The organism is Thermobifida alba (assembly GCF_023208015.1).
GTDB lineage: Bacteria > Actinomycetota > Actinomycetes > Streptosporangiales > Streptosporangiaceae > Thermobifida > Thermobifida alba.
On the sequence record NZ_CP051627.1, the window covers coordinates 3,875,618 to 3,897,081 of the forward strand.

The 21,464-nt window shown below is 71.1% G+C and carries 16 protein-coding genes and 1 pseudogene; 6 read left to right on the plus strand and 11 right to left on the minus strand.

From position 1 onward, the window contains the following. Nucleotides 1-7 precede the first annotated feature (7 nt). Complete coding sequence (locus FOF52_RS17225; RefSeq protein ID WP_248590956.1) at nucleotides 8-2,095, plus strand: acyltransferase family protein; 2,088 nt, start codon at nucleotides 8-10, stop codon at nucleotides 2,093-2,095. A 6-nt stretch (nucleotides 2,096-2,101) separates the two neighbouring features. Here the strand turns inward: FOF52_RS17225 and FOF52_RS17230 are convergent, their stop codons facing one another. From FOF52_RS17230 to FOF52_RS17240, 3 genes are all read right to left on the minus strand, one after another. Beyond that, a complete protein-coding gene (locus FOF52_RS17230) occupies nucleotides 2,102-2,860 on the minus strand; it encodes a metal-dependent hydrolase (RefSeq protein WP_248590957.1) in 759 nt (252 codons plus the stop codon). A 253-nt stretch (nucleotides 2,861-3,113) separates the two neighbouring features. Further along, on the minus strand, nucleotides 3,114-3,260 hold the full coding sequence (locus FOF52_RS17235; protein ID WP_248590958.1) for a hypothetical protein: 147 nt from the start codon (nucleotides 3,258-3,260) through the stop codon (nucleotides 3,114-3,116). Then, entirely contained in the window at nucleotides 3,257-3,607 is a 351-nt protein-coding gene (locus FOF52_RS17240) for a hypothetical protein (RefSeq protein WP_248590959.1), read from the minus strand. The genes FOF52_RS17235 and FOF52_RS17240 overlap by 4 nt, the downstream gene beginning before the upstream one ends. An 825-nt stretch (nucleotides 3,608-4,432) precedes the next feature. On the opposite strand from FOF52_RS17240, the pseudogene FOF52_RS17245 reads away from it, so the two are divergent. The 3 genes and pseudogenes from FOF52_RS17245 to FOF52_RS17260 all read left to right on the plus strand — a co-directional run. Beyond that, nucleotides 4,433-5,509, plus strand: a pseudogene (locus tag FOF52_RS17245) (glycosyltransferase family 4 protein); the annotation flags it as partial. A 382-nt stretch (nucleotides 5,510-5,891) separates the two neighbouring features. Beyond that, nucleotides 5,892-9,017 carry a hypothetical protein gene (locus tag FOF52_RS17255; RefSeq protein ID WP_248590961.1) on the plus strand — a complete coding sequence of 1,042 codons (3,126 nt, stop codon included), beginning with the start codon at nucleotides 5,892-5,894 and terminating at the stop codon, nucleotides 9,015-9,017. Between the two features lie 201 nt (nucleotides 9,018-9,218). Continuing rightward, a complete protein-coding gene (locus tag FOF52_RS17260; RefSeq protein ID WP_248590962.1) occupies nucleotides 9,219-9,791 on the plus strand; it encodes a hypothetical protein in 573 nt (190 codons plus the stop codon). A 241-nt stretch (nucleotides 9,792-10,032) separates the two neighbouring features. On the opposite strand, the gene FOF52_RS17265 is transcribed toward FOF52_RS17260, so the two are convergent. The 4 genes from FOF52_RS17265 to FOF52_RS17280 all read right to left on the minus strand — a co-directional run bounded on the left by FOF52_RS17265 (nucleotide 10,033) and on the right by FOF52_RS17280 (nucleotide 15,500). Then, entirely contained in the window at nucleotides 10,033-11,298 is a 1,266-nt protein-coding gene (locus FOF52_RS17265) for a DUF6716 putative glycosyltransferase (protein ID WP_248590963.1), read from the minus strand. Beyond that, a complete protein-coding gene (locus tag FOF52_RS17270; RefSeq protein ID WP_248590964.1) occupies nucleotides 11,295-12,326 on the minus strand; it encodes a hypothetical protein in 1,032 nt (343 codons plus the stop codon). Before FOF52_RS17270 ends, FOF52_RS17265 begins: the two co-directional genes overlap by 4 nt. A gap of 67 nt (nucleotides 12,327-12,393) precedes the next feature. Then, complete coding sequence (gene manA / locus FOF52_RS17275) at nucleotides 12,394-13,659, minus strand: mannose-6-phosphate isomerase, class I (RefSeq protein ID WP_248593911.1); 1,266 nt, start codon at nucleotides 13,657-13,659, stop codon at nucleotides 12,394-12,396. A 425-nt stretch (nucleotides 13,660-14,084) separates the two neighbouring features. Further along, nucleotides 14,085-15,500, minus strand: a complete 1,416-nt coding sequence (locus tag FOF52_RS17280) for an LCP family protein (protein WP_248590965.1) — start codon at nucleotides 15,498-15,500, stop codon at nucleotides 14,085-14,087. A 325-nt stretch (nucleotides 15,501-15,825) separates the two neighbouring features. On the opposite strand from FOF52_RS17280, the gene FOF52_RS17285 reads away from it, so the two are divergent. Continuing rightward, on the plus strand, nucleotides 15,826-16,626 hold the full coding sequence (locus FOF52_RS17285) for a hypothetical protein (protein WP_248590966.1): 801 nt from the start codon (nucleotides 15,826-15,828) through the stop codon (nucleotides 16,624-16,626). Nucleotides 16,627-17,267: 641 nt separating this feature from the next. Continuing rightward, a complete protein-coding gene (gene dnaB, locus FOF52_RS17290; RefSeq protein WP_248590967.1) occupies nucleotides 17,268-18,617 on the plus strand; it encodes a replicative DNA helicase in 1,350 nt (449 codons plus the stop codon). Between the two features lie 543 nt (nucleotides 18,618-19,160). Here the strand turns inward: dnaB and FOF52_RS17295 are convergent. The 4 genes from FOF52_RS17295 to upp all read right to left on the minus strand — a co-directional run bounded on the left by FOF52_RS17295 (nucleotide 19,161) and on the right by upp (nucleotide 21,280). Then, nucleotides 19,161-19,676 carry a PH domain-containing protein gene (locus tag FOF52_RS17295; protein WP_248590968.1) on the minus strand — a complete coding sequence of 172 codons (516 nt, stop codon included), beginning with the start codon at nucleotides 19,674-19,676 and terminating at the stop codon, nucleotides 19,161-19,163. A gap of 15 nt (nucleotides 19,677-19,691) precedes the next feature. After that, nucleotides 19,692-19,859, minus strand: a complete 168-nt coding sequence (locus tag FOF52_RS17300; protein WP_248590969.1) for a hypothetical protein — start codon at nucleotides 19,857-19,859, stop codon at nucleotides 19,692-19,694. A 145-nt stretch (nucleotides 19,860-20,004) separates the two neighbouring features. Then, a complete protein-coding gene (locus FOF52_RS17305; RefSeq protein WP_248590970.1) occupies nucleotides 20,005-20,229 on the minus strand; it encodes a hypothetical protein in 225 nt (74 codons plus the stop codon). A 397-nt stretch (nucleotides 20,230-20,626) separates the two neighbouring features. Further along, nucleotides 20,627-21,280, minus strand: a complete 654-nt coding sequence (upp, locus tag FOF52_RS17310; RefSeq protein WP_248590971.1) for a uracil phosphoribosyltransferase — start codon at nucleotides 21,278-21,280, stop codon at nucleotides 20,627-20,629. Between the last annotated feature and the right edge of the window lie 184 nt (nucleotides 21,281-21,464).

Below are 21,464 nucleotides of genomic sequence, written 5' to 3' on the forward strand. Positions count from 1 at the left end.
AAGATCCGTGTCCGTTTCCGCTCCGAGCGCCCCCGCCACGCGTCTCCCGGAGGACACCGCACCGCCGTCCACGCTGCAGAGGTCGAACCACCGACCGGAGATCCAGGGACTGCGTGCGGTCGCGGTGCTCCTGGTCGTCGCCTACCACGTCTGGTTCGGCCGGGTGTCGGGCGGAGTGGACGTCTTCCTGCTGCTCACCGGTTTCCTGATCACGGGGAGTCTGGTGCGCGCGGTGCGGCGGCACGGCCGCGTCCACTTCCTCGCGTTCTGGGGCAGGCTGCTGGGGCGGCTCACCCCGGCCGCCGCGGTGACCCTGCTGGGCACACTGGTCGCCACGGTGCTGTGGCTGCCGGAGTCGCGGTGGCGGGACGTGCTCGCCGACACGCCGGCCTCCGCGCTCTACTACGAGAACTGGCGCCTGGCCGCCAACGCGGTGGACTACCTGGCGCGGGACGACGCCACCAGTCCGCTCCAGCACTTCTGGTCCCTGGCCATCCAGGGGCAGAGCTACCTGCTGCTTCCGGTGCTGGTCACCGTGGCGGCGTACACCGTCCGACGGTCGGGGCGCGACCCGGCCGGTCCGGTCGCGCTGCTGCTGGGCGCGGTGGGCGCGGTCTCGTTGGCCTACTCGGTGTGGATCACCGGAACCGACCAGGCGTGGGCCTACTTCGACTCCGGTGCGCGGTTCTGGGAGTTGGCGCTCGGCGGGGTCGCCGCCGTGCTGCTGCCCCGACTGCGGCTGCCCGGTGCGGTGCGCGCCCCGCTCGGCTGGATCGGACTGGTCGCGCTGGTCTCCTGCGGGATCGTGCTGCAGGTGTCGACGCTGTTTCCCGGCTGGATCGCGCTGTGGCCCACGGGAGCGGCCCTGCTGGTGATCGTCGCCGGGGACGCGGGCGGCCGCCTGGGCGCGGGGGCGCTGCTGTCGTGGCGGCCCCTCGCGGTGGTCGGCGACCACGCCTACGCGCTGTACCTGTGGCACTGGCCGGTGCTGGTGGTCTACCTGGAGGTGAGCGGCCGCACCCTGGCCTCACCGGTGGGCGGGCTGTGCGTCGTCGCGGTCTCCGCGGTGCTGGCGGCGGCCACCAGGCGGCTGGTCGAGGGCGGCGTCCGCGACCTCGTCCGGACCAGGGCCACCCCGGCGTGGACGCTGCTGGTCGCGGCGGGGTGCCTGCTGCCGGTGGGGGCCACGGTCGGTGGAGGCCACCACTACCTGGACCGGCAGGAGCAGATCCGGCAGGAGTTGGCGAAGGACCCCGCCAACTATCCGGGGGCGCTCGTACTGGTCGAGGCCGGACCGGGGACGGCGCGGAGCGGAGCCGAGCCCCCGGCGGAGGTGCCGGTGCTGCCCTATCCCACCGAAGCCGACCGGGACCGCGGCGACAACCAGGGCGAGGACGGCTGCCACCTCTCCTTCTCCGACACCGAGGTGGCGGTCTGCGAGGACGGTCCCGCCGACGCCGAGCACACCGTCGCCCTGGTGGGGCAGTCGCACGCCGCCCACTGGTACACGGCGTTGCGCGGCGCCTCCCGCAACCAGGGGTGGCGGCTGGTCGCCATGACCAAGGACGCCTGCCAGTTCAGCACCGAACCCTCCTACCGGGGCGAGACCGAGTACACCGAGTGTGCGGTGTGGAACGAGGGGGTCATGCGGATCCTCGCCGACCTGCGGCCCGACGTGGTGGTGACCACCGCGACCCGGTCGAGCGCGGGCAACGGCGAGCGCGTCCTCGACGGCTACGTGCCGCGCTGGCGGGAGCTCGACGCGATGGGCATTCCGGTGATCGGGATCAGGGACACCCCCCGCATGGGTTTCGACACCTCCGACTGCGTGGCACGGCACCTGGACGACCCGGCGGCATGCACCACCGACTTCCGCCGCTCGCTCGCCGAACGGCCGCCGTACGAGACGGAACCGGGCATCCCGGAGTCCACGGAGTTCCTGGACTTCAGCGACTACGTCTGCCCGGACGGGCGCTGCCCGGCGGTGATCGGCAACGTCATGGTCTACTACGACGACTCCCACATGACCGCCACCTACTCGGCGACTCTCGCACCGATCGTCGAGGAGGAGATCCTGCGGGTCACGGGTTGGTGACGCCGGTCAGGTGAGGAGAGCGCAGCCCACGGCGGCGGCGCCTGTCAGGGAGGCTGCCGTGACCACCCACTCCGGCCAGGTCCCGGTGCGGAAACGCATCCAGCGGGGGGCTCCGAGCATCGCCCAGCGGCGGCCGTTGATCCTGACCGGCCAGGCCAGTGGCACGCCGGAGGAGGTGAGCGCGTCGCCCAGGGAGTGGACGACCATGCCCAGGGCGACGAGCAGGCCGACGGTCCACCCGGGAGGGCGGTCGTCCCAGGCGGTCAGGAAGAGCGCGGTGACACCGAGCGCCCCCAGGGCCGCGCCCGTCCAGGAGCCGAGGGTGGCGCGCAGCCACCCCCAGGTGGCCCGGCGGAGCGCGCGCAGGCCGACGAAGGACAGGAACCACACCGCGGCGGCGCTCGCCCACCACGACAGGTGGCAGAGCAGGCCGACCGCGGTGCCGACGGCGACCGCGAAGGCGGGGGTGTGCCCGAGGTGGCGGTGTTCGCCGTCGGAGCGGTCGGCCGGGGCCCGGGTGCGCTCGTAGACGGCGAGGGACAGCGCGCGCATTCCCCGGGACAGCAGGCCGGTGACGAACCCCTGGGAGCGGGTGACGGTGGAGGACGGGTGGTCGAGGTCGGGGACCAGGGCGGCTCCCGCTCCGAGCAGCGCCCAGACCAGCAGGCCCACCGGGGTGGGCGGGGTCCCCGTGGCGGCGGCGAGCGGGGTGGCGACGGCGACTCCAACTAGCACTCCGGTGGTGGCGTGGCTGAAGCCCATCATCGTGGCGGACTCCCGTTCTCCGGTTGCCGGGGGGAAGCAGAACCGACGGTCTCCTACCCGTTCGCCGGAGAGTTGATGGCTGCCGCTGTCCGGTCACTCCGGGGGATCGGGGTGTGCCGGGAGTCGCCGGGGCGGGAGGTGGACCGGGCGTGCACGCGCCCGGGGCGGCGTCGGAACATCCCCGGACCGGGGATTCCTCCGCGACCTGCGGCCCCGAGCGGCGGGCCCGGGGCCGGGACGACGGCGGAGGCGGTCATTCGGCGAGGAAGGTCTGGGCCAGGAGTTCCTTGGCCAGGTCCGTGGCCAGGCGGGACAGGTCTTCGCCGGCGTGTCCTGGACCGAACGCGGCTCCCGGGGCCAGTCGGGCGGCCAGTTCTTCAAGGAGGTCGGCGGCGATCATCGCGCGCAGCTCCGTGATGACCACGTTGCGGGCGCCGGGGGCAGTTGGTGGATCTTCCGGTCTCCGGCGAGGTGTTCCCGCAGGTCTTCGGCGTGCTGCGGAAGAGGAATCGGCTCCAACCCGCCGTCTGCGTAGCGCTTCCTGGCGAGTGCGTGCTGGAACGGGTCCAGGACCACGGAACCGGGTGCGGAGTGGTGCGGTGCGTCGCCGCTGAGGGCGGCGCGCAGCTCGTGGAGTGCACTCTCGAACCGCTCCGGCGGGTCCCCCGGCTTCGGCACCGCGTTGAGCACCTCGATCGCGGCCTCGCGCAGCCGTGTGTACGCGTCTTTTTCCGGCTCGTCCTGCACCGTCACTCCTCTGTACTGTCCCCCATCGTCTCGGTGTCCGTCCGTGTCTTTGACACCCCGTGCCATTCTCCGGACTTCCCGGTCCTGCGGTAAACGACGGGGGCACCGTCCAACTGTGGACAATTGGACCGTTTCCTTACGTATGATGCCTTATCAGCTTGATTTATGGGTGATCCTGGACTGTTGCCACACAAAAGCGAACGGGTCCTGTCCCGTGGACGACAGAGAGGACGCTGGTGCTGCCCGCGGTTGTGCGCACCGGAGGCGATCTCCGCCATGACCTGGCCTTTTGGGCTCGGAACGGGTTCAGCTCCGTCAATACGGACCGGAATACCGGTCCGGCGGTCCGTCCGGGCGAGTCTCTCGAGATATCTGTCGGCCGCTGTGTCGAATGCGAAAACATGAGAAATTTCTCGGTCTTTTCACCTATTCCTCCTGTGGTGCGCCCCCTCCCCGAAGCGAGGACGGAAAAGTCGGCACGCATTCGTCGTCCCGAGGCCGCGGCTGCGATGCGGAGAGCCACCGTTCTCCGGAACGGCGCGGAACGGGACGCCGAACCCGGGGACCCGGCGTCGCCCGGGACTCGGAGGAGCCGCCGGGACAGGCCGGACCACATGCGCGAACACACGCACCCCGGGGAAGGGAAGTGACCCGTTGAGCGGTGACGAGACAACGCGGGCTGCCTACCTCCAGGAACGTGAGCGGCTGCTCCGCACCTACCGGCAGCGCCTGGACGAAGCACCTGTCGCCGACCACGAGGCGATCTGGCAGGAGTACGTCGAGGGACAGGCGCGGTTGGCCCAGCGGTACAACGGCCGGTTCAGTATGCGTTTCCTCCTCTACTGCACCGAATGGGACCCCCACAAGGGCGGCATCGTGGCCGTCAACCGGAACCTCGCCGAGGGGCTCGCCGAAGCCGGCCACGAAGTCTTCGTCCGGGTGGGACACGAGGTGACGTCGTACTCCCCCGGCGACCGCATCCACCTGATCGGCCCCCGGCAGTACGACCCCGGCCGAGGCGAGCAGGAACAACTCGACTACGACGGTGAGGAACTGCCGTCCCGCGTGGACGCCATCATCGGGCACAGCCGCTACTCCGGTCCCGCGGCGCTGCGGGTACGCGACCAGTTGTATCCGGACACGCCGTTCGTCCACACCATCCACATGGTGACCGGCGCACTCGCCCGAGTGGCGGACCGTCCGGACCTGGAGGTGGAGTTCGAGGGCATCGAACGCCGCATGACCGCCGCCGCCGACATGGTCCTGGGCATCGGTCCGGTGCTGGAGAACGAGGCCCGTCGGCTCGTCGCCACCAATCCGGGCGACCACCTCCCCAGGGTCGCCTCGATCATCCCCGGAGTGCCCTTCGAAGAGCAGCGGCTCCTGCCCTGGGACGGGGAGCGGCCCCGCAACGTGCTGTTCGTCGGCCGCGCCGACGCCCCGCAGCAGGGCGCCCACCACGCCGCGCTCATGGTCCGCCGACTCCGCGAGGAGGGCCTCGACGTCCGGCTCACCGTCCGTGGTGCCGCTCCCCAGATCTTGGAGTAAATACGGGAAAGGCTGGAGGACATCTCCGGCTCGGACGTCGCGGTCAAACCGTTCACCAACGACCGGAACGAGATCCTGGCCGACAAGCGGGCGGCCGACGTGATGGTCATGCCCTCGCAGGCGGAGGGCTTCGGGCTGGTCGGACTGGAAGCCCTGGGCGCCGGACTGCCCATCCTGGTGCCCGACACGAGCGGCGTCGGAGCCTTCCTCGGCGACCCGAACCGTTTCCCTCCCGAGGTCACCCGGCGCAGCCTGGTCGAGCAGGGATTCGAGGACCACGTCTACCTGCCGCGCTGGACCAGCAAGCTGCGAGAGATCCTGCTCGACATTCCAGCGGCCCGGGAGGACGCGCTCACCCTGCAACGACTCCTGCGCGAGTCCGGTACGACGTGGGTGGGCGCGGCCGAGTCCCTGGCCGCCGCGGTCCAGGCGATCCCCGACCGCAGCGCCCCCCGGCCCGCGGCGCCCCGACTGCCCGCGACGGCGGAGGAGGACCGGGTGAACTGCGCCCGGGGCCACGAGCACCGGGGACGGTACGGGGCCGCCGGACTGCTTCTCGTCCACCGCGCCGCGAACGGCGAAGCGCACGTGCTCATGCGGCGGGGGCCGGACACCGGCCGGGGGGGGGGAGACCTGGACGCTGCTGGGAGGCGAACGCAACAGCCACGAGTCCGCAGCGGAGGCCGCCCTGCGCGGGGCCGCCGGAAGAGGCGCTTTCGACACCGGAGGCCTCCGGGTGGAGCGGGTCGTCCGGGACGACCACGGCGGCTGGTCGTACAGCACCGTGGTCGCCTCGGTCGACCAGCAGGTACCGGTCCCGCCGGTCGAGGGCGAACCCGCGGCGCCGGCCTGGGTTCCGCTCTCGGAGGTCCAGGACCTGGAACTGCATCCCGACCTCGCCGCGAACTGGCCGAGAGTCCAGGCCGAACTCGGCGCGGTGCTGAACGGAACGCCGCCCGCCGCCGATGCCGTGGCCGTCACCCCGTCCCCCCTGCACGCGATCCCCCTGCCGCCGCATCCGGTCACCGGGGCGCGCGTGACCGCCAGGGAGACGCTCGCCCGTGGCAGCGGCATCGCGAACAGGGAACTGGTCACGTTCTCCGACGGTGCCCGAGCCGTCTACGAGAAGTACGAACGGACCGAGGACGCACGGGACAGGGTGCTCGGTTCACGCGTCGGCCAGGCGGTGGGGGCCCGGGTCCCGCTGTCGCACCCGCTGGGCCTCCGGGAGGTCTACACCGACCACATGCCCGGCGAACCGGCCGGTGAGCACTACCGGGACCTGGCCGAGATCGCGGACCGGGGCCTGCCCGCGACCCGCGACGGCGTGCTCCTCGGCCTGTACTACGCGTTGACCGCCGTGCACGGGGTCACCGCCGACCAGATCGTCCTCGGGGAGCAGCAGAGTCTGATCCCGGCCGGTGACGGCGCCGCATCGTACGGCCCCCGCCCGGACGCCGAGAACCCGTTCGTCCGCGTCTTCTACCGGCAGGTCGACCCGCACGTGTTCGACTGGGTGGACAACCCGGTTCCCCGGAGCGACATCGCGGTCATGCGCCGGCGGCTCGACGGGCTGCGTCCCCTCTTCAGCCAGTTCGGCCGGTCCGATCTGTACACCGCGGTCATGGAGCGGTTCGACCGAGTGGCGGAGCACGCGAACGGCACGGACCCCCTGCTGTCCAGAGCGCCCGGCGAGCGTGTCGCCCTGCCGGAACCGGTGTCCCGGCGGCGGCCCCTCCCGCCGCCGCTGAGCTCCCAGGAACGGGCCGAGCAGCAGCGGATCGGCGAGGCGCTGCTGAGCGAGGACGGCCGCATCACCCACACCAGTGAGGCCAAGACCATAGCCATCCAGGCGGTCGCCGCGCGGATGAGCCTCTCGACGCCCGAACTGGCCCTGGCCGCGTTCGGTTTGACGGTCGGCACGGACATGGTGGGAAAGCTGGGGGAGGGCGACCACGTTCTCGTGCCGCACCATGCGCAGTACCCCTCGCTCGGGGCCGACGTCCTCCACGTCAGCGAACTCGACCAGAACAACCCCCGGCACGCCCCGGACCGGGTGGTGCGCATGGACACCCCGTACGCCGACACCCTGGTCCGCTGGATCGCGGTGAGCGAACTGATGCACGCATGGGCGTACGGTTCCAACAACAACGTGCGCGTGCTCGCGATGCAGGAGGCCGCCAAGGAGGAGTTCGGCCTCACCGGGGTGTTGGAGTGGCGAGTCGCCCCGGAGCACGAGGAGGCCCTGCAGATCGAACTCGCCTACAACCGCGGCGCACTCCGGGAGTTCCTGAGCACCCAGCACACGCTGACCCAGGAGGTCCTCGCCAGCCGCCGCATCACCGAAGTGGTCGCCTACCGGGCGATGACCTGGGCTGAGGGGGCGGTACGGCCGGACTGGGCCGATGCGGACGTCGGCGACGCCGTCGAGATACGGCACCGGCCGCTGGCCAGTTGGTCGGTGAACCGCCAGACCGTCGTCGACTGGCTGGAACAGCGCGGCGGTCCCGGCGTGGTCCTGGCCGACCGCGTGCCCGCGGAGTACGTCCTGGCGGTCCCCGCCACGGGCATCGGCTTCTTCGGCCAGCAGGAGGTGGTCGTGCTTCCGGGCGACCGCCCGGTCATCCTGGACGGCTCCTTCGCCGGGCGAAGCCAGGAGACCGCCGTGGAGCAGACCGCGGCGAGCAGCGTCACCCTCGGCGCCCCGGCCCTGGACGAGGCCGCGGAGAACCGTGCGGACAACGCGGTGCAGAAGACGGAGCCGGCTCCCCGGGAGGCCGACGACCGGTGGCGGCCCCTCACCGTCACGGACTCGCTGGACCCGACCGACCCCACCGACAGGTGGATCCTCCGGGTTCTCGACGGTGAGGAGAAAACCCCGGGCTGGTGGCCGCGGGACGACTCCGGTTACGCGATCACCAAGCGCGACCTGGAGTTCCTCGGTGTCAATCCGGTCCAGCTCAAGTGGATGCTCACCGGTGAGGCGCCCCTGGGCATGACTCCACAGCTCTACCAGCAGTTCTGCGCGGAGATGCTGGAGGCGCTGCAACGGGACGGCATCGCGGCGAACCAGGTCGACATCCGCATCAAGGGAACCGGAGCCGGCTTCTTCGCCGGAAAGCACAAGGCGCTGCCGGGACGAAGGGAGCTGGCGGACAACCCGGAGGCGGCGCAGCGGTTCCGGGAGTGGCTCGGCGACAGCCAGGACCGGCCGCGACGGCGCCCCTACGACCTCATGTGGCGTCTCGGTCTGGAAGCGGAGCCCAGCGACATCGATCTCGACATCAACAGCACCGCCATGGTCCGGGCGGCCCGTGAACACTGGAGGACCCGCCATTCCGACCGGTTCTCCGGCGACTTCATGGGCGGCCACGGCTATCTGGAGAAGCAGACGGTGACGGAGGTGTTCCCGGCGCTGGCCGAGTGGGCGGACCGGTGGAAGGGGGTGCTGGGCAGGCCGCTGTCCCTGGGAGTCTTCGAGAGCAGCGGACCGTTCAACGCGGAAGCGATCGGCCGCACCATCTCCTCCCACTACCGCGACACCGACTGGATCATCCACAGCCCCGCCAAGCCCCTGGCATGGCGCAGGCCCGAGTCCAGGATCACCGCCCGTCCGATCGGCGCACCAGACGCCGTGCCCAGGAGGTCGGGTCCGACCGGCGGGCCTCCGACCAAGGGAAAGGGGGAAGGCAGGAGCACGGGGGAGGTCTCCGACGCGGTCCGGTTCACCCGGCTGGACACGCCGACCCGCGGACGGCTGCCCCGCCGGGGCGGCACCGACAGCACCGCGAAACGCGAGGGGGAAGACGTGCGGAGGAACAGACGGCACGGCGACGGGCGCGGCAGCGGCAGGGGACTGTGACCTGCCGTTCCCGCCCCGCACGGGAGGAAGGGAATCCCCCGTGCGGGGCGGGTCCCCGGGAGGGCGGCACGGAACCGCGCCTTCGACGGCGCCCGGCCCCAGGGGGAGGGCGGCGCCGCGGTTCTGCGGAGTCGACCGCGAGGAACTCTCGGAGGCGGGGTTCCTCCCACGTGATGACAATCCAGAAAGGGAGTGTGTGTCATGCTCTTGCCCGCGCTTCGGGCCATCGCCTACGGGGAGCTGACCGCTGAGCGGCAACGGGAGTTGGCCGACGCGCTGGAACTGGAGCGGCGTCCCCGAACCGAGGGGCTCGGAAAGGAGCAGAGCGTCGCGCACCGTTCCTCCGTCGACGAGGCCACGGGATCCCGGCTGGTCGTGGACCTCGCCCACACCGGCAAAGCAGGGTGGGCGTTCGCTCTGTTCTTCGAGGGCAAGCGGCCTTCGGAGGCCACTGTCGCGGAGTACCGGGCCCTGTTCCGGGGGGTGATCGACCGGTTCGGGCTGAGGCTCGTCGAAGTGGAGCCGCCCGCCACCGCGGACGAGGTCTACGCCCCCGCGGAAGAACCGTCCGACCAGCCCGAGGGCGGGATCGGGGTGTCCTGGGAGCTGCCGTACCGGGAATTGGACCAGGCGTGGATGCACCTGGGGTTGCGTCGGGACGCTCCCCGGGAGGTCAAGGCGGTCAAGCTGCGCGCGTTGATGCGCACCCCGGTCTGGCAGGCGGCTCCGGAGCCGCTGCGCAGCCAGGCCGAGGAGTTCCTCCGCGACCTGTGACCCCGGGCAGGACGACGGTGGGGCAGCCCCGAGCGGGAGACGCCGGCGCCCCGCCGTCCTCTGCTGACGGGGGAACGGCCGGTCGGATCGTGTTCCCGTGCCCCGCGCACGCCGCCCAGGGCCTCCGGAGCGGGCCGTGCCGGACACCCGGTGCGGGCCGCCCCGGCGTTTCCGGAGGTTTTCCGGAACCCCCGTCGGGCCGTCCGGCCCCGTGTGCGGCCGGTTGCCCGGTGCGGCCGCCTCAGCGGGAGGTCAGACGGCGGCGGACCCGTTTGAGGCGTTTGCGGAACCGGCCGATGGTGCGCAGCGCACCCGGCGGCACGTCCATGCGCAGCCGGCCCCGACGGCGGCGGGCGAGGTCCTCCGGCGCCGTCAGCAGCGGCGGGCGCACCGGAAGCCCCTCGCCGCGGGCGCGCTCCACCAGCGCGGCCAGTCGCCGCGCCCAGTCGTTGTCGGCGGCGTCGTGGAAGTAGTTCGCCGCACACCACTCCTTGTCCGGTTCCCGGAACTCGGCGGCGCGCAGGTCGTCGAGGGTGCCCAGGGCGCCGCTGTCCTCGAACACCAGGTTGATCATCTCCGCCGAGACCCCGAAGTCCGACAGGATCAGCAGCGGCACGTCCTGCGCGATCGCCTCCAGCGCCGCCGTGGAACTGACCGTGACGAAGCCGACGGCGTGCGCCAACTGCTCCCGCATCGACCCGTCGGCGAACGACACCGCGTCCGCGGGAACCTCCCCGGCGGCCACCAGGTCGTTCCACAGGGTCTCGAAGTGGTGGCGTTCCCGGTGGGTCTGCTGCTCGTGGGCGCGGGCCCGCAGCTTCACCACCACCTCCAGATCGGGGCGGCGGACCGCGAGGTCGGCGAGAGCGCGCAGGATCGACTCCCGCTCCGCACGTTCCACCGGGACCTTCGCCTGGGTCGCGAACACCACGCGGTTGCGCGGCGCGTCCTCGGCCGGATCGGCGATGGTCGGCGCGTCCGACCCCGGGGCGGGGCCGCCGGCCAGGAACGGCAGCGTCGCCAACCCCACCTCCCCGGTCACGCCCAGGCGCACCCCCAGTTCACGGAACTCGGCGACCTCGCGGTGGCTGTGCAGGATGAACAGGTCGACCGGGGCGCGGTACAGCCATGCCCGCTCCGTGGCCGGAACGGACACGCCCGGCAGGCCCGACACCAGCACCGGACGCGGCGACAGCCCGGAGAACAGGTCGTTGACCAGGACGTCCACCACCGGTCCGGTGCACGCGGCCACCACGACGTCGGGTCGGACGCGGCGCACGGCACGGCGCAGCGCCGTGGCGGACAGCACCGGCGGCAGAGCCATGCCGTTCCGGGTGCCCTGAACCGCGCCGCGCATCTGCGACGGCGACGGCGCGATCGGGGTGCGGACCACCGCCAACTCGCCTGACCATCCCTCGGGGAGCGCGTCCAGCAGCCCCGCCGCCCACTTCAGGTAGGAGTCGGAGTCGGCGATCGCCATGACGTGCACGGTTCCACGGTCGGTCAAGACGTGCCCTTCTGGTCGGCGACGAACGTGCTCAGGTGTGCGCGCAGTTCGGGGGCTGCCCGGTCGGTCCACCACGGTTCGGGGACCGGCACCGCCTCGACGGTGGTGCCGTGCCGTTCCAGCAGTACACGCAGGGAGGTCACGGCCGTCGACGGCAGGCTCACCACCCGGTGGCGGGCGCGCAGCCCGCGCAACGCGAGTTCGGCGGGCAGTCCCCGGGGAGCGACGCGCACCCCGGGGGCGGCGTTCAGCGGTTCCAGGGTGCGGGCGTCCTCGCGCCGGTGCGGATGGTACAGGACGGCTCCGTTCCGGGCCTGCTCGGTCACCCACGCCAGGTAGGGCTCGGCGTGCACGAGTCCGTCGCGCACCATCGCCGAGCCGAGCACCACCCGGTCCTCGGCGGGAGCGGACCCGCCCGGCAGGGAGCGCAGCCAGGGGAAGTCGTGCGTGACCACGCGGATGCCGGCCGCGGCGGCGTCGTGGACCAGGGGTTCGGGCAGTGGGAGCACGGTGAACACCGTGACCCGCCCGGCGCGCGCCGCGGCGCGCAGTTTCACCGCGGATGCCAGGCCGAGGGCGCGGCGCAGCGGGGAGGAACGCACCCTGGCCCGCTCCAGCGGGGCCGCTCTGCGGCGGCTGAGGAGCCGGAGCAGGTGGAGGGTGGCCAGGCCGTCGTCCACGATGACGTAGTCGCGGTTCCGGTCGCCCACCAGGGTCCGCTGCACCTGGCCGGAGAACGCGTCGCCGATGAACCAGACGCCGGAGTCGTTCTGGTGCCGTGCCGGGGCCGGTGCGGGGGGCAGCACGGCGAGACCGTCGGGCAGGCCGGCGTCGGTGAGGGCGGCCACCGTGTCCACCAGCGCGCCCGCCCCGGAGCGGGGCAGGACCCGGGTGTGCCGTGCGAAGCGGCCGGCGTGGTGGGCTTCCAGCACGGACAGCAGTTGCAGCGGGGTCTCGACCCAGGCCGTGGCCGTGACGGGGTCGCCGGCGCGGGCCTGGGAGGAGGCGGGGAGCGACGTGTGCTTCACGATGCCGACCTGCCGTCCCGGTATGTCGACACCGGGGGAGAGAGAAGGGGAGCGGTTCGGACGGTACTCATCGAGGGTTAACAGGGTCCAGGGCCGGGTGAACGGCGGGCCAACGGTTGTCGTCTCGCGGTGTGCTCCGCGCGGCGGTCGGCGGGTGCGCCACCGTCGCCACGACCACGCGGCCCCGTCCCGAGACCAGCACCGAACCGGTCTCGGCGGACAGGAACACCGACTCGCCCCGGGACAGGGCGAGAATCTCCTCGGAGGGGGCGTGCAGTTCCACCGAACCGTCCAGGACGAGGGCGATCGCGGGCCCCTCGGGAAGCCACACCGCCTTGTCGCCGGGTTCGGCGACGACGAGCGCGAAGTCGTCGATCTCGGGCCGGTACTCCAACAGCCCGTCCCGCACCACCGGTTCCACGTAGGGAACGGGGAGCACGGTGTAGTCGAGCACCCTGAGCAGTTCTTCGGGGTCCACGTGCTTGGCGGTCAGTCCCGCCCGCAGCACGTTGTCGGAGGCCGCCATCACCTCCACCGCGACCCCGCCCAGGTAGGCGTGCACGTTCCCGGCGGGCAGGAACAGCGCCTGGCCGGGGCGGAGCACCACGTGGTTCAGCAGCAGCGCCGCCACCGCTCCCGGGTCGCCGGGGTAGCGTTCGGCGAGGTCGAGCACGGCCCGCAGGTGACGGGGGAGCGGTGCGGCGCGTCCGGCCAGCTCCGCGGTCGTCTCGGTGACGAGCGCGGCGCGGTCGTCCGCGGGCAGGGTCAGCAGCCGGGTCATCGCCGAGCGCAGCGCCTCGGACGGGTCGGAGGCGGACAGGTCGGCCAGGAGCGCCCGGGCGAGGGGAGAGGCGAGTCCGGCGAGGTCGGCGGCTGCGGCGGAAGGCGACCGGAATCCGCACAGCGCCTCGAACTCGCCCAACGCCAGGACGAGTTCCGGTTTGTGGTTGGCGTCCCGGTAGTTGCGGTGCGGGGCGTCGACGGGAACCCCCGCGGCCTCCTCCGCGGCGAACCCGGCCCGGGCGCGTTCCTTGCTGGGATGCGCCTGCAGGGACAGCGGTTGGTCCACGGCGAGGAACTTGAGCAGGAAGGGCAGTCGCTCCTCGAAGTTCTCCGCGACGTCGGAGCCGAGGGCCGCGACCGGGTCGGCGGCGATCGCCGCGTCGAGCCCGACCGGGGCCGCGCCGTCGGCGATCCTGCTGGGAGCGCTGGGGTGGGCCCCCAGCCACAGTTCTGCCTGGGGTTGTCCGTCCGGCTCGGTTCCGAGCAGTCGGGGGATCTCGGTCGTCGATCCCCACGCGTACCGCCGAACGTGGTTGGCGAGTCGCCACATGGTCAGTCCCTCCGTGAGGCGGAACAGCGCGCCCTCGAACTCGGTCCACCGGGACGCGGTAGCCGCCACGCTAACCCCGATAAGCAGGTGAAAACCGTGATCAGGGAGGTGTTCCCCCCGAATTTCGTACTCGCGCCAGGAAGATTTAACTCACTAGTAGGGAATCTGTAGGTTAGGCCAGGAACGGGCGGGGCGCCGGTTTCCGGCCAATCAGTTCGACGGTGGCTTCGGGAGGACCGCTCCGGGCATATCGGAGGCCGGCTCGGTCGAGGCGGCCGCCCCGAGGACGGCGCCGCCGGAGTGCGCCCGGACCTGCCCGCCACCGTCGGGGCGTCGGCCGGTCCGACGACCGGAGACGGGCGGGGCAGCGACCGGCCCCTGCAGCCCGGCGGCTCCACCGTGCGCGGGGTGGTCGAGGGCCGGAATCACGGGCACAGCTTGTCGAGGGAGACCGGCTTCTCGCCGATCTGACGGCCCGGGCTGGACGGTGACGGCCGGGGGCGGTCGGGGGCGGTGGGCGCGTCCCGGTCGTCGAGGTCGCGGATCGCCTCGTCGACCAGGTCCCGGATCTCCGCCCAGTCCGGGTGGGCGGTGGTGACCTGCGGAGGGGACAGTTGCAGGGTCCGCATCCGCGCGTCGGAGACCCGGCCGACCAGGTCGACCAGGGCTGGCAGGCGCGACCGGGGGACGTCGCTGTCGAGGGTGCGCTGCGCGGCGTCGGCGAGTTCCTCGAAACCGCGCAGCACGGTCACCGGGTCGGCCTGCTCGGCGACGTACTTCAACAGGCAGCCCTGACGTCCCATGCGGGTGTAGTCGTCGCTGTCCGTCCGGCTGCGGCCGTACCACAGCGCTTCCTGTCCGCTGATGCGCCGCTCCCCCGGCTCCAGCAGGCCCTCGCCGCGGCGGCCGTAGCGGATGGGTTCCTCGATGGGGACGACGACTCCCCCGATGGCGTCGATGAGGTCCGCGAACCCGCGGAGGTCCACCAGGGCGTAGTAGTCGATCGGCAGGCCGATCGCCTCGCCGATGACCAGTTTCAGGGTGTCGGCGGCCGGATTGGCGGCCCTCGGGTCGACCGCCAGCTCCTCCGGTTCCTCGGCCACCGTCTGGTAGACCTCGTTGAGCAGGTCGTCGAAGCCCTCGGGGGCCGGATAGCGCTCCGCCAGCGCCGTGCCCTCGGGGAAGGGCACGTTCTCCAGGTTGCGGGGCAGGCCGATCAGAACCGTGTCCCCGCTGTCGATCTCGACACTGGCCACGATCATCGTGTCGGTGCGCAGCCCGTACCGGTTGTCGCCCGCGTCGCCGCCGAGCAGCAGCATGTTGATCCGGGTGCGGCCGCGCCACGGGTCGGCCGTGGCCGCGTCCTGGGGCGACTCCGCCGGGGCGAACACGGTCGACAGGGTGTCGCGGGCCGTGACGGCCGTACGCACGACCAGCGCGGAGGGCAGGACGAGCAGCGTGCAGAGGACGGCCAGCAGCACCGTGCCCACGGCCCGCGTGCCCCAGCCGCCGGGTCGCGGCCGGGTGAGCTGCCAGGACCGTAGGACGACACTCGACCACAGCACGGCCACGGCGACGGAGCCGACCGAGACGGCCTCCACCCAGTACGGCTGGGTGACCAGCCACGCCTGCCAGGACAGGTCGGCGTGGAGCGTGCGGGCCGCGGCCACCGCCGCGGCGGCCAGCAGCAGGAAGCCACCGAGGATGCCCATGCCTGCGGTGCGCCGTCCGACGCGCAGGTGGGCGATTCCGGGCAGCAGTGCCGCGCCCGCGGTCCACAGTGCTGCGCGCACGGCTGTGCCGGGCCGCTCTCGTCGAGCCTTCTCCGCTGGATATGCCACGGTCAACCACCCCCAAGCATCCGCTGGCCACCGACTACCGAGAAGCGTGGCGGTCACTCGGGTCCCTGCCGCCCCTTTTGTGGCGTGATGCCGAATCTTGGCCTCGACGCGACGGATGCCGGATGGGCATGGATTGTCACTGTGTGTCCGGAAATGGTGGCATGGAGTGTCAGAGGCCGCTCTCCAGGGCGCGCCGGCCGGCGCCGGATGGGCCGCCGGGGCGGATTCTTTTCGGATTCTCCGCGGAGAAATCGTTGTCCTGTCCGGGACTCGTGGCTCTTACCGGTGAACGCGCAGTGAAGACGCATCCCGAGAAGGAGTCACGATGACCATCACCCCCTGTGTCCGGCGGGTACTCGCCGCCGCGGCTCTCGTGTTCGGCGCGGGTCTCGCCCCACTGGCCGTGTCCTCCGCGGCGCTGGCCGACTCCGACGCCCTCCCCTCCCACACCCCCTCCGCGGCGGCGATGCCCCGGCCCAGCGCTGAGGCGCTCCTGCCCGGTGAGGAGCCGCTGCCGTCCGACGGCGGCGGGGACGTTCCCGTGCCGCCCTGCCCGGAGGAGGGCTGCTGGACCAGCGGCGGTGACGGGGAGGACGAGGAGGAGTGGCCGGTCGACGGCTGCGTCGGGGACGCGTGCGACCCCGAGGAGGAGTGGACCGAACTCGACAGCGGGTGCTTCTGGTACAGCGGCAGCCCCGGCCACGTGTACTGCCCGGGGGAGGAGCACCCTGTTCCGCTCGACGAGGACGGCTGCTACGAGCACGACGGCCGCGTTCACTGCCTGGGGGAGGTTCCGGGGGGTCAGCCCGAGCCGTGCGGTGCGGGGGAGTGCCCGGTCGACGGCGGCCCCGACTGCCCCATCACGCACGTCTCCGCGGAGTGCCGGCCCACCACGCCCGGGGACGAGCCGGAGGACGAGCCCGGTACCACCCCTGAGGACGAGCCCGGTGCCACGCCCGGGGACGAGCCCGGCGCCGCGCCGCGCCCGGGGGGCGGCCTGCCGGTGACCGGTCCCGGGCTGGCGCTGGTCGCGGGCGTGGGAGGGCTGCTCACCGCGGTCGGTGCGGGCGGGCTGCTGCTGTACCGGCGCCGCGGTGGCCGCGACGGAGCCGGGACCGCCGAGTAGTCGGCGCCGTGTCCACGGCGCCGTCCCCGTGGTTCGGTCGTCTCCGGTCCGGGAGGAGGATCGGGGACGACCGAACCATGCCCCGGGGGCACACGCCGACGAGCACGGCATCGCCCCGGGCCGCGCCGAGAACACTGGTGCTCAGGCCGGGCGGTGCGGTCACTGCGCCGATCAGGATGACGCCGGCCGGTGTCTCGCCGATGCCGGTCCGGCCGCGAGGCGGTCGACGAGTCGGGTGAAGGGGGGGCTGCCCACGGCGGTCAGGACGATCACCGCCACCAGCAGTACCGCGGCACTCAGCGACAGGGGGCGGCCGGCCGGGGCTGGCACACGCGGGGAGGAGGGGCAAGATCATCCACAGGTGTCGGCCGAACCTGTGGATAACTTGTGGATATCTATCTGCGAAATTTCTTTTGTGCACAGCCAGTGGATGATGTTTTTGCAGTTCAGAGTGCATGACCATGGGGGGTGGAGAAGTTATCCACAGGCTGAGTGCACAGGTTATCCCCAAGTAGACGCCAGTCATCCACAGGATGTCCCCAGGTTTATCCACAGGCTGCCTTTGCGACTGCCCGTCGAAGTGGCGACAATCCAGGTTCGGACATGTCGCGTTCAGGCATGGAGTCAGCCGGGGGGAAGCCATGAGCGTCGTCCATCCAGTCGAGGAGGCCGGGTACGACCGGACCCCGCCCCACGACATCATGGCCGAGCAGTGCGTCCTCGGCGGCATGCTGCTGTCCAAGGAGGCCATCACCCAGGTCGTCGAGATCGTCCGCTCCTCCGACTTCTACCGTCCGGCCCACCAGACCATCTACGACACGATCATCGACCTGTTCTCCCGGGGGGAACCGGTCGACGCGATCTCCGTCAACGCCGAACTCACCAAACGGGGAGAGATCACCCGGGTGGGCGGCGCCCCCTACCTGCACACGCTCACCGACACGGTGCCCACCGCGGCCAACGCCGGGTACTACGCGCGCATCGTCGCCGACCGCGCGGTCCTGCGCCGCCTGGTCGAGGCGGGCACCCGCATCGCGCAGATCGGCTACTCCGGCGACGGCGAGATCGACGACCTCGTCGACCGGGCCCAGGCCGAGATCTACAAGGTGGCCGAGAAGCGCACCGGCGAGGACTACCTGCCCCTCAGCGACATCATGCCGGGCGCGCTGGACGAACTGGAGGCGATCTCCTCCCACGACGACACCCTGACCGGAGTCCCCACCGGGTTCACCGACTTCGACGCCCTCTCCAACGGCCTGCACCCGGGCCAGATGATCATCATCGCGGCCCGCCCCGCGGTGGGAAAGTCCACCCTCGCCCTCGACTTCGCCCGGGCCGCGGCGATCAAGCACCAGTTGACCACCGTCTTCTTCAGCCTGGAGATGGGGCGCAACGAGATCGTCATGCGGCTGCTGTCAGCCGAGGCGCGGGTGCCGCTGCACACCATGCGGTCGGGCATGATGACCGACGACGACTGGGCCCGACTGGCACGACGCATGGGAGAGGTCGCGGGGGCACCGCTGTTCATCGACGACTCCCCGAACCTGTCGATGATGGAGATCCGCGCCAAGTGCCGCAGGCTCAAACAGCAGCACGACCTCAAACTCGTCATCGTCGACTACCTCCAGCTGATGAGCTCCACCGGCCGGGTGGAAAGCCGCCAGCAGGAGGTCTCCGAGATGTCCCGGTCGCTCAAGCTCCTCGCCAAGGAGCTTGAGGTCCCCGTGGTCGCCCTGTCCCAGCTCAACCGCGGCCCCGAACAGCGGACCGACAAGAAACCGCAGATCAGCGACCTGCGTGAGTCGGGCTCCATCGAGCAGGACGCCGACATGGTCATCCTGCTCTACCGCGAGGACGTCCACGAGAAGGAGTCGCCGCGGGCCGGTGAGGCCGACCTGATCGTGGCCAAGCACCGCAACGGTCCCACGGCCACCGTCACCGTGGCGTTCCAGGGGCACTACAGCCGCTTCGTCGACATGGCCCCGGGATAGCCACCGGGGGCCGTGCCGACGTGCCCCGGGCGGGCCTCGCCCCTGGACGGAGTGCTCTCCGGTCCGGCGGCGCGGGCGTCACCGCCCGGGGTGGAAACCAAGACCCACAGCGAGTGAGGGACCGACCATACGCTGGTCGGTCCCTCACCCGCTCAGGTGGTCAGCTCAGCTCCACCGCGCCTGAGGGCGCATACGCCCGGTGCTGTCGGGCAGAAGAACCCAGGTCAGCTTCGGTTGGTCCGAGAGGGTCTCCGCCTCGGTGGCGTCTCGCTGGTACGGCACGAAGGACGTGGGCCGCATGGCACCCGCCACGCGGGTCAGTCGGCGACGGCGTCGAGTCTGGGACGGGCGGGTGGTCGATGGCGCCTTGCTCGCTCTCCGAGTCATGACGTCACCCCCTCATTCAATCTGACGATGGCTTAAGTTAACCTTCCGTTCACCTTGTCGTCAAGTTGGGTCCACTGTGATGCGCATCTGGCGGGAAACGGCGGAGCGCCCGCCGAGGGCGGGCGCTCCGTACGTCGTGGGTCGTGCGGCGGCCGGTCACTCCTTGTCGGGGAAGATCAGGCCGACCACCTCCAGGTAGAGCTGTTCCGGGTAGGGGATGAAGTCGATCTTGCTGAGCGCCTGGTCCTGACCGGCGGACTCCATGACGAACGTGCCGTAGCCGAGGAGGCGGCCCAGCAGCGTGCGTTCGAAGCGCATGTCGGTGACCTTGCCCAGCGGCATCATGTTGACCTGCCGGGTGATCAGACCGTTGGTCCCCAGCAGACGCGCGGACGTGATGACGAAGTAGTCGACCGACCACTCCGCCACCTTCCACACGAACCACACCAGCACCAGCAGCCACAGCCACCAGATGACCGCCAGTACCGCCCCGCCCGTCACGATCGAGGTGTTGCTCAGGAGCCCCGCGGCGATCAGGCTGCCCAGCACGATTCCCACCGGCCCCAGCAGGACGGCGGGATGCCGGCGGATCGTGATGACCTGCTGCTCGTGGGGAAGCAGGTAACGGTTGACCGAAGCGGGCGCCGAGTCACCCGGCGTTACGAGCTTCATCCGGGCTCACGCCCCTCACAGCAGGATGGTGTTCACGAAGGTGGAGAGCGAGTTGGCGGCCCCGCCCAGGCCGGCGAAGACGTTCAGGACCAGGGTGCCCACGGTCGCCGGCTGAGTCAGCAGGTAGAAGATGACGAAGGCGATGAGGGCGTACCCCAGCCATTTCTTCAATTTCGGCGGCATGAACGCACTCCCCACTAGAACGTGAAGACCCACTAACCCACCACGATTGTTGCATCGTGGACGTGCCGCGTAAAGGCAAAGGTGTGTCGTCGGCGTGCCGTCCCAGGTCAGGGAGTTGGGGTCGAGGTCCTCTCCCGGTATTCGGTCAGCGTCGTTCCGCCAGGGCGAGGGCGAGGACCTTCAGGTGCTGCCGCGCGATCCGCTCCACCAGTTCGGGGGTGGCGTGGCCGACCACGTCCTCGGCGCCGTGCCGGGCCGCGTCGATGCAGCGGGACACGATCGCCTCCTGGTGCACGTCCTTGAACTCGGCGCGGAGTCGCGTGGCGACAGAGGCGAAGTCGCGCGGGGTCGCGTCATAGGTCTGGGACATGTCACTCCTCGGAAAGGCAGAGAGCGGTTGCGGTGCTCCGGTCTCTCCTGCGCGGCGGGCATGGTCTCGGGCGGGGTGCGGCGTCGCCCCGCGGGGTGCGCGGGGCCACGTCGTCCCCCACGGCGCCGGATCAGGAGCCGGGGGGATGAGTGAGAGGGGTCACGGCTTTTCGGTTGGTTGGAGTGGGGGATTATTGGGGGGTCAGAACTATCATTACCACAACGTGTCACATATGTGTCTCAATACGAGTTCGAGTGACGCAAGAAGCCCCGTGTGCTGCGGCAACGATGGCATTTCTGATTTTGGCCAAAAATGCCTCATTCCCCTGTTTCCGATGGTTGAAACCAGATGTTTCCTCAATGATATGAGGAACCCCTGAAGGAAAGTTCCGTGAAGGTCACACGGAGCCGTACAGCCGGTCTCCCGCGTCGCCCAGCCCCGGAACGATGAACCCCTCCTCGTTGAGCCGTTTGTCCAGGGCAGCCGTGACCACGCGCAGTCGCAGGTCCCCGCGCTCCTGGAGGACCGCGCCCAGTTCGGCGCGCACGCGTTCCACCCCTTCGGGAGCGGCCAGCAGGCAGATCGCGGTGACATGGTCGGCACCGCGGTCGACCAGCAGACGCAGTGCCGCCGCGAGGGTGCCGCCCGTGGCCAGCATCGGGTCGAGCACGTAGCACTGCCGCCCGGAGAGGTCCTGGGGCAGCCGGTCCGCGTAGGTGACGGGCTGCAGGGTCGCCTCGTCGCGTGCCATCCCCAGGAAACCCACCTCGGCAGTGGGCAGCAGCCGCGTCATGCCGTCCAACATGCCCAGACCCGCGCGCAGAATCGGGACGACCAGCGGAGCAGGGCGGGAGAGCTGGACGCCGACCGTCTCGGTCAACGGCGTCCGCACGGTGGCCTTCGTGACCCGGACGTCCCTGGTCGCCTCATAGGTGAGGAGGGTCACCAGTTCGTCGGTGAGCCGGCGGAAGGTGGGAGAGTCGGTACGCACATCCCGCAGGGTCGTGAGCTTGTGGGCGATGAGCGGATGGTCCGCGACGAAGATCTCCATGGGAGACCAAACTATCGTTCCGGACCGTCGCGAACACCTCCGCCGGAAAGCGTTCCTCACCAGGGTTTTCACGGTGAGTAGTCATTTCGGGGCCCGGAGTCGCCGCGTTCCTCGCGGTCAAGGAGCGGAGCGCGTTCTGTTCCGGATGGGGCGTCCGTTCTAATAGGAGACGTGAGCGCGGACT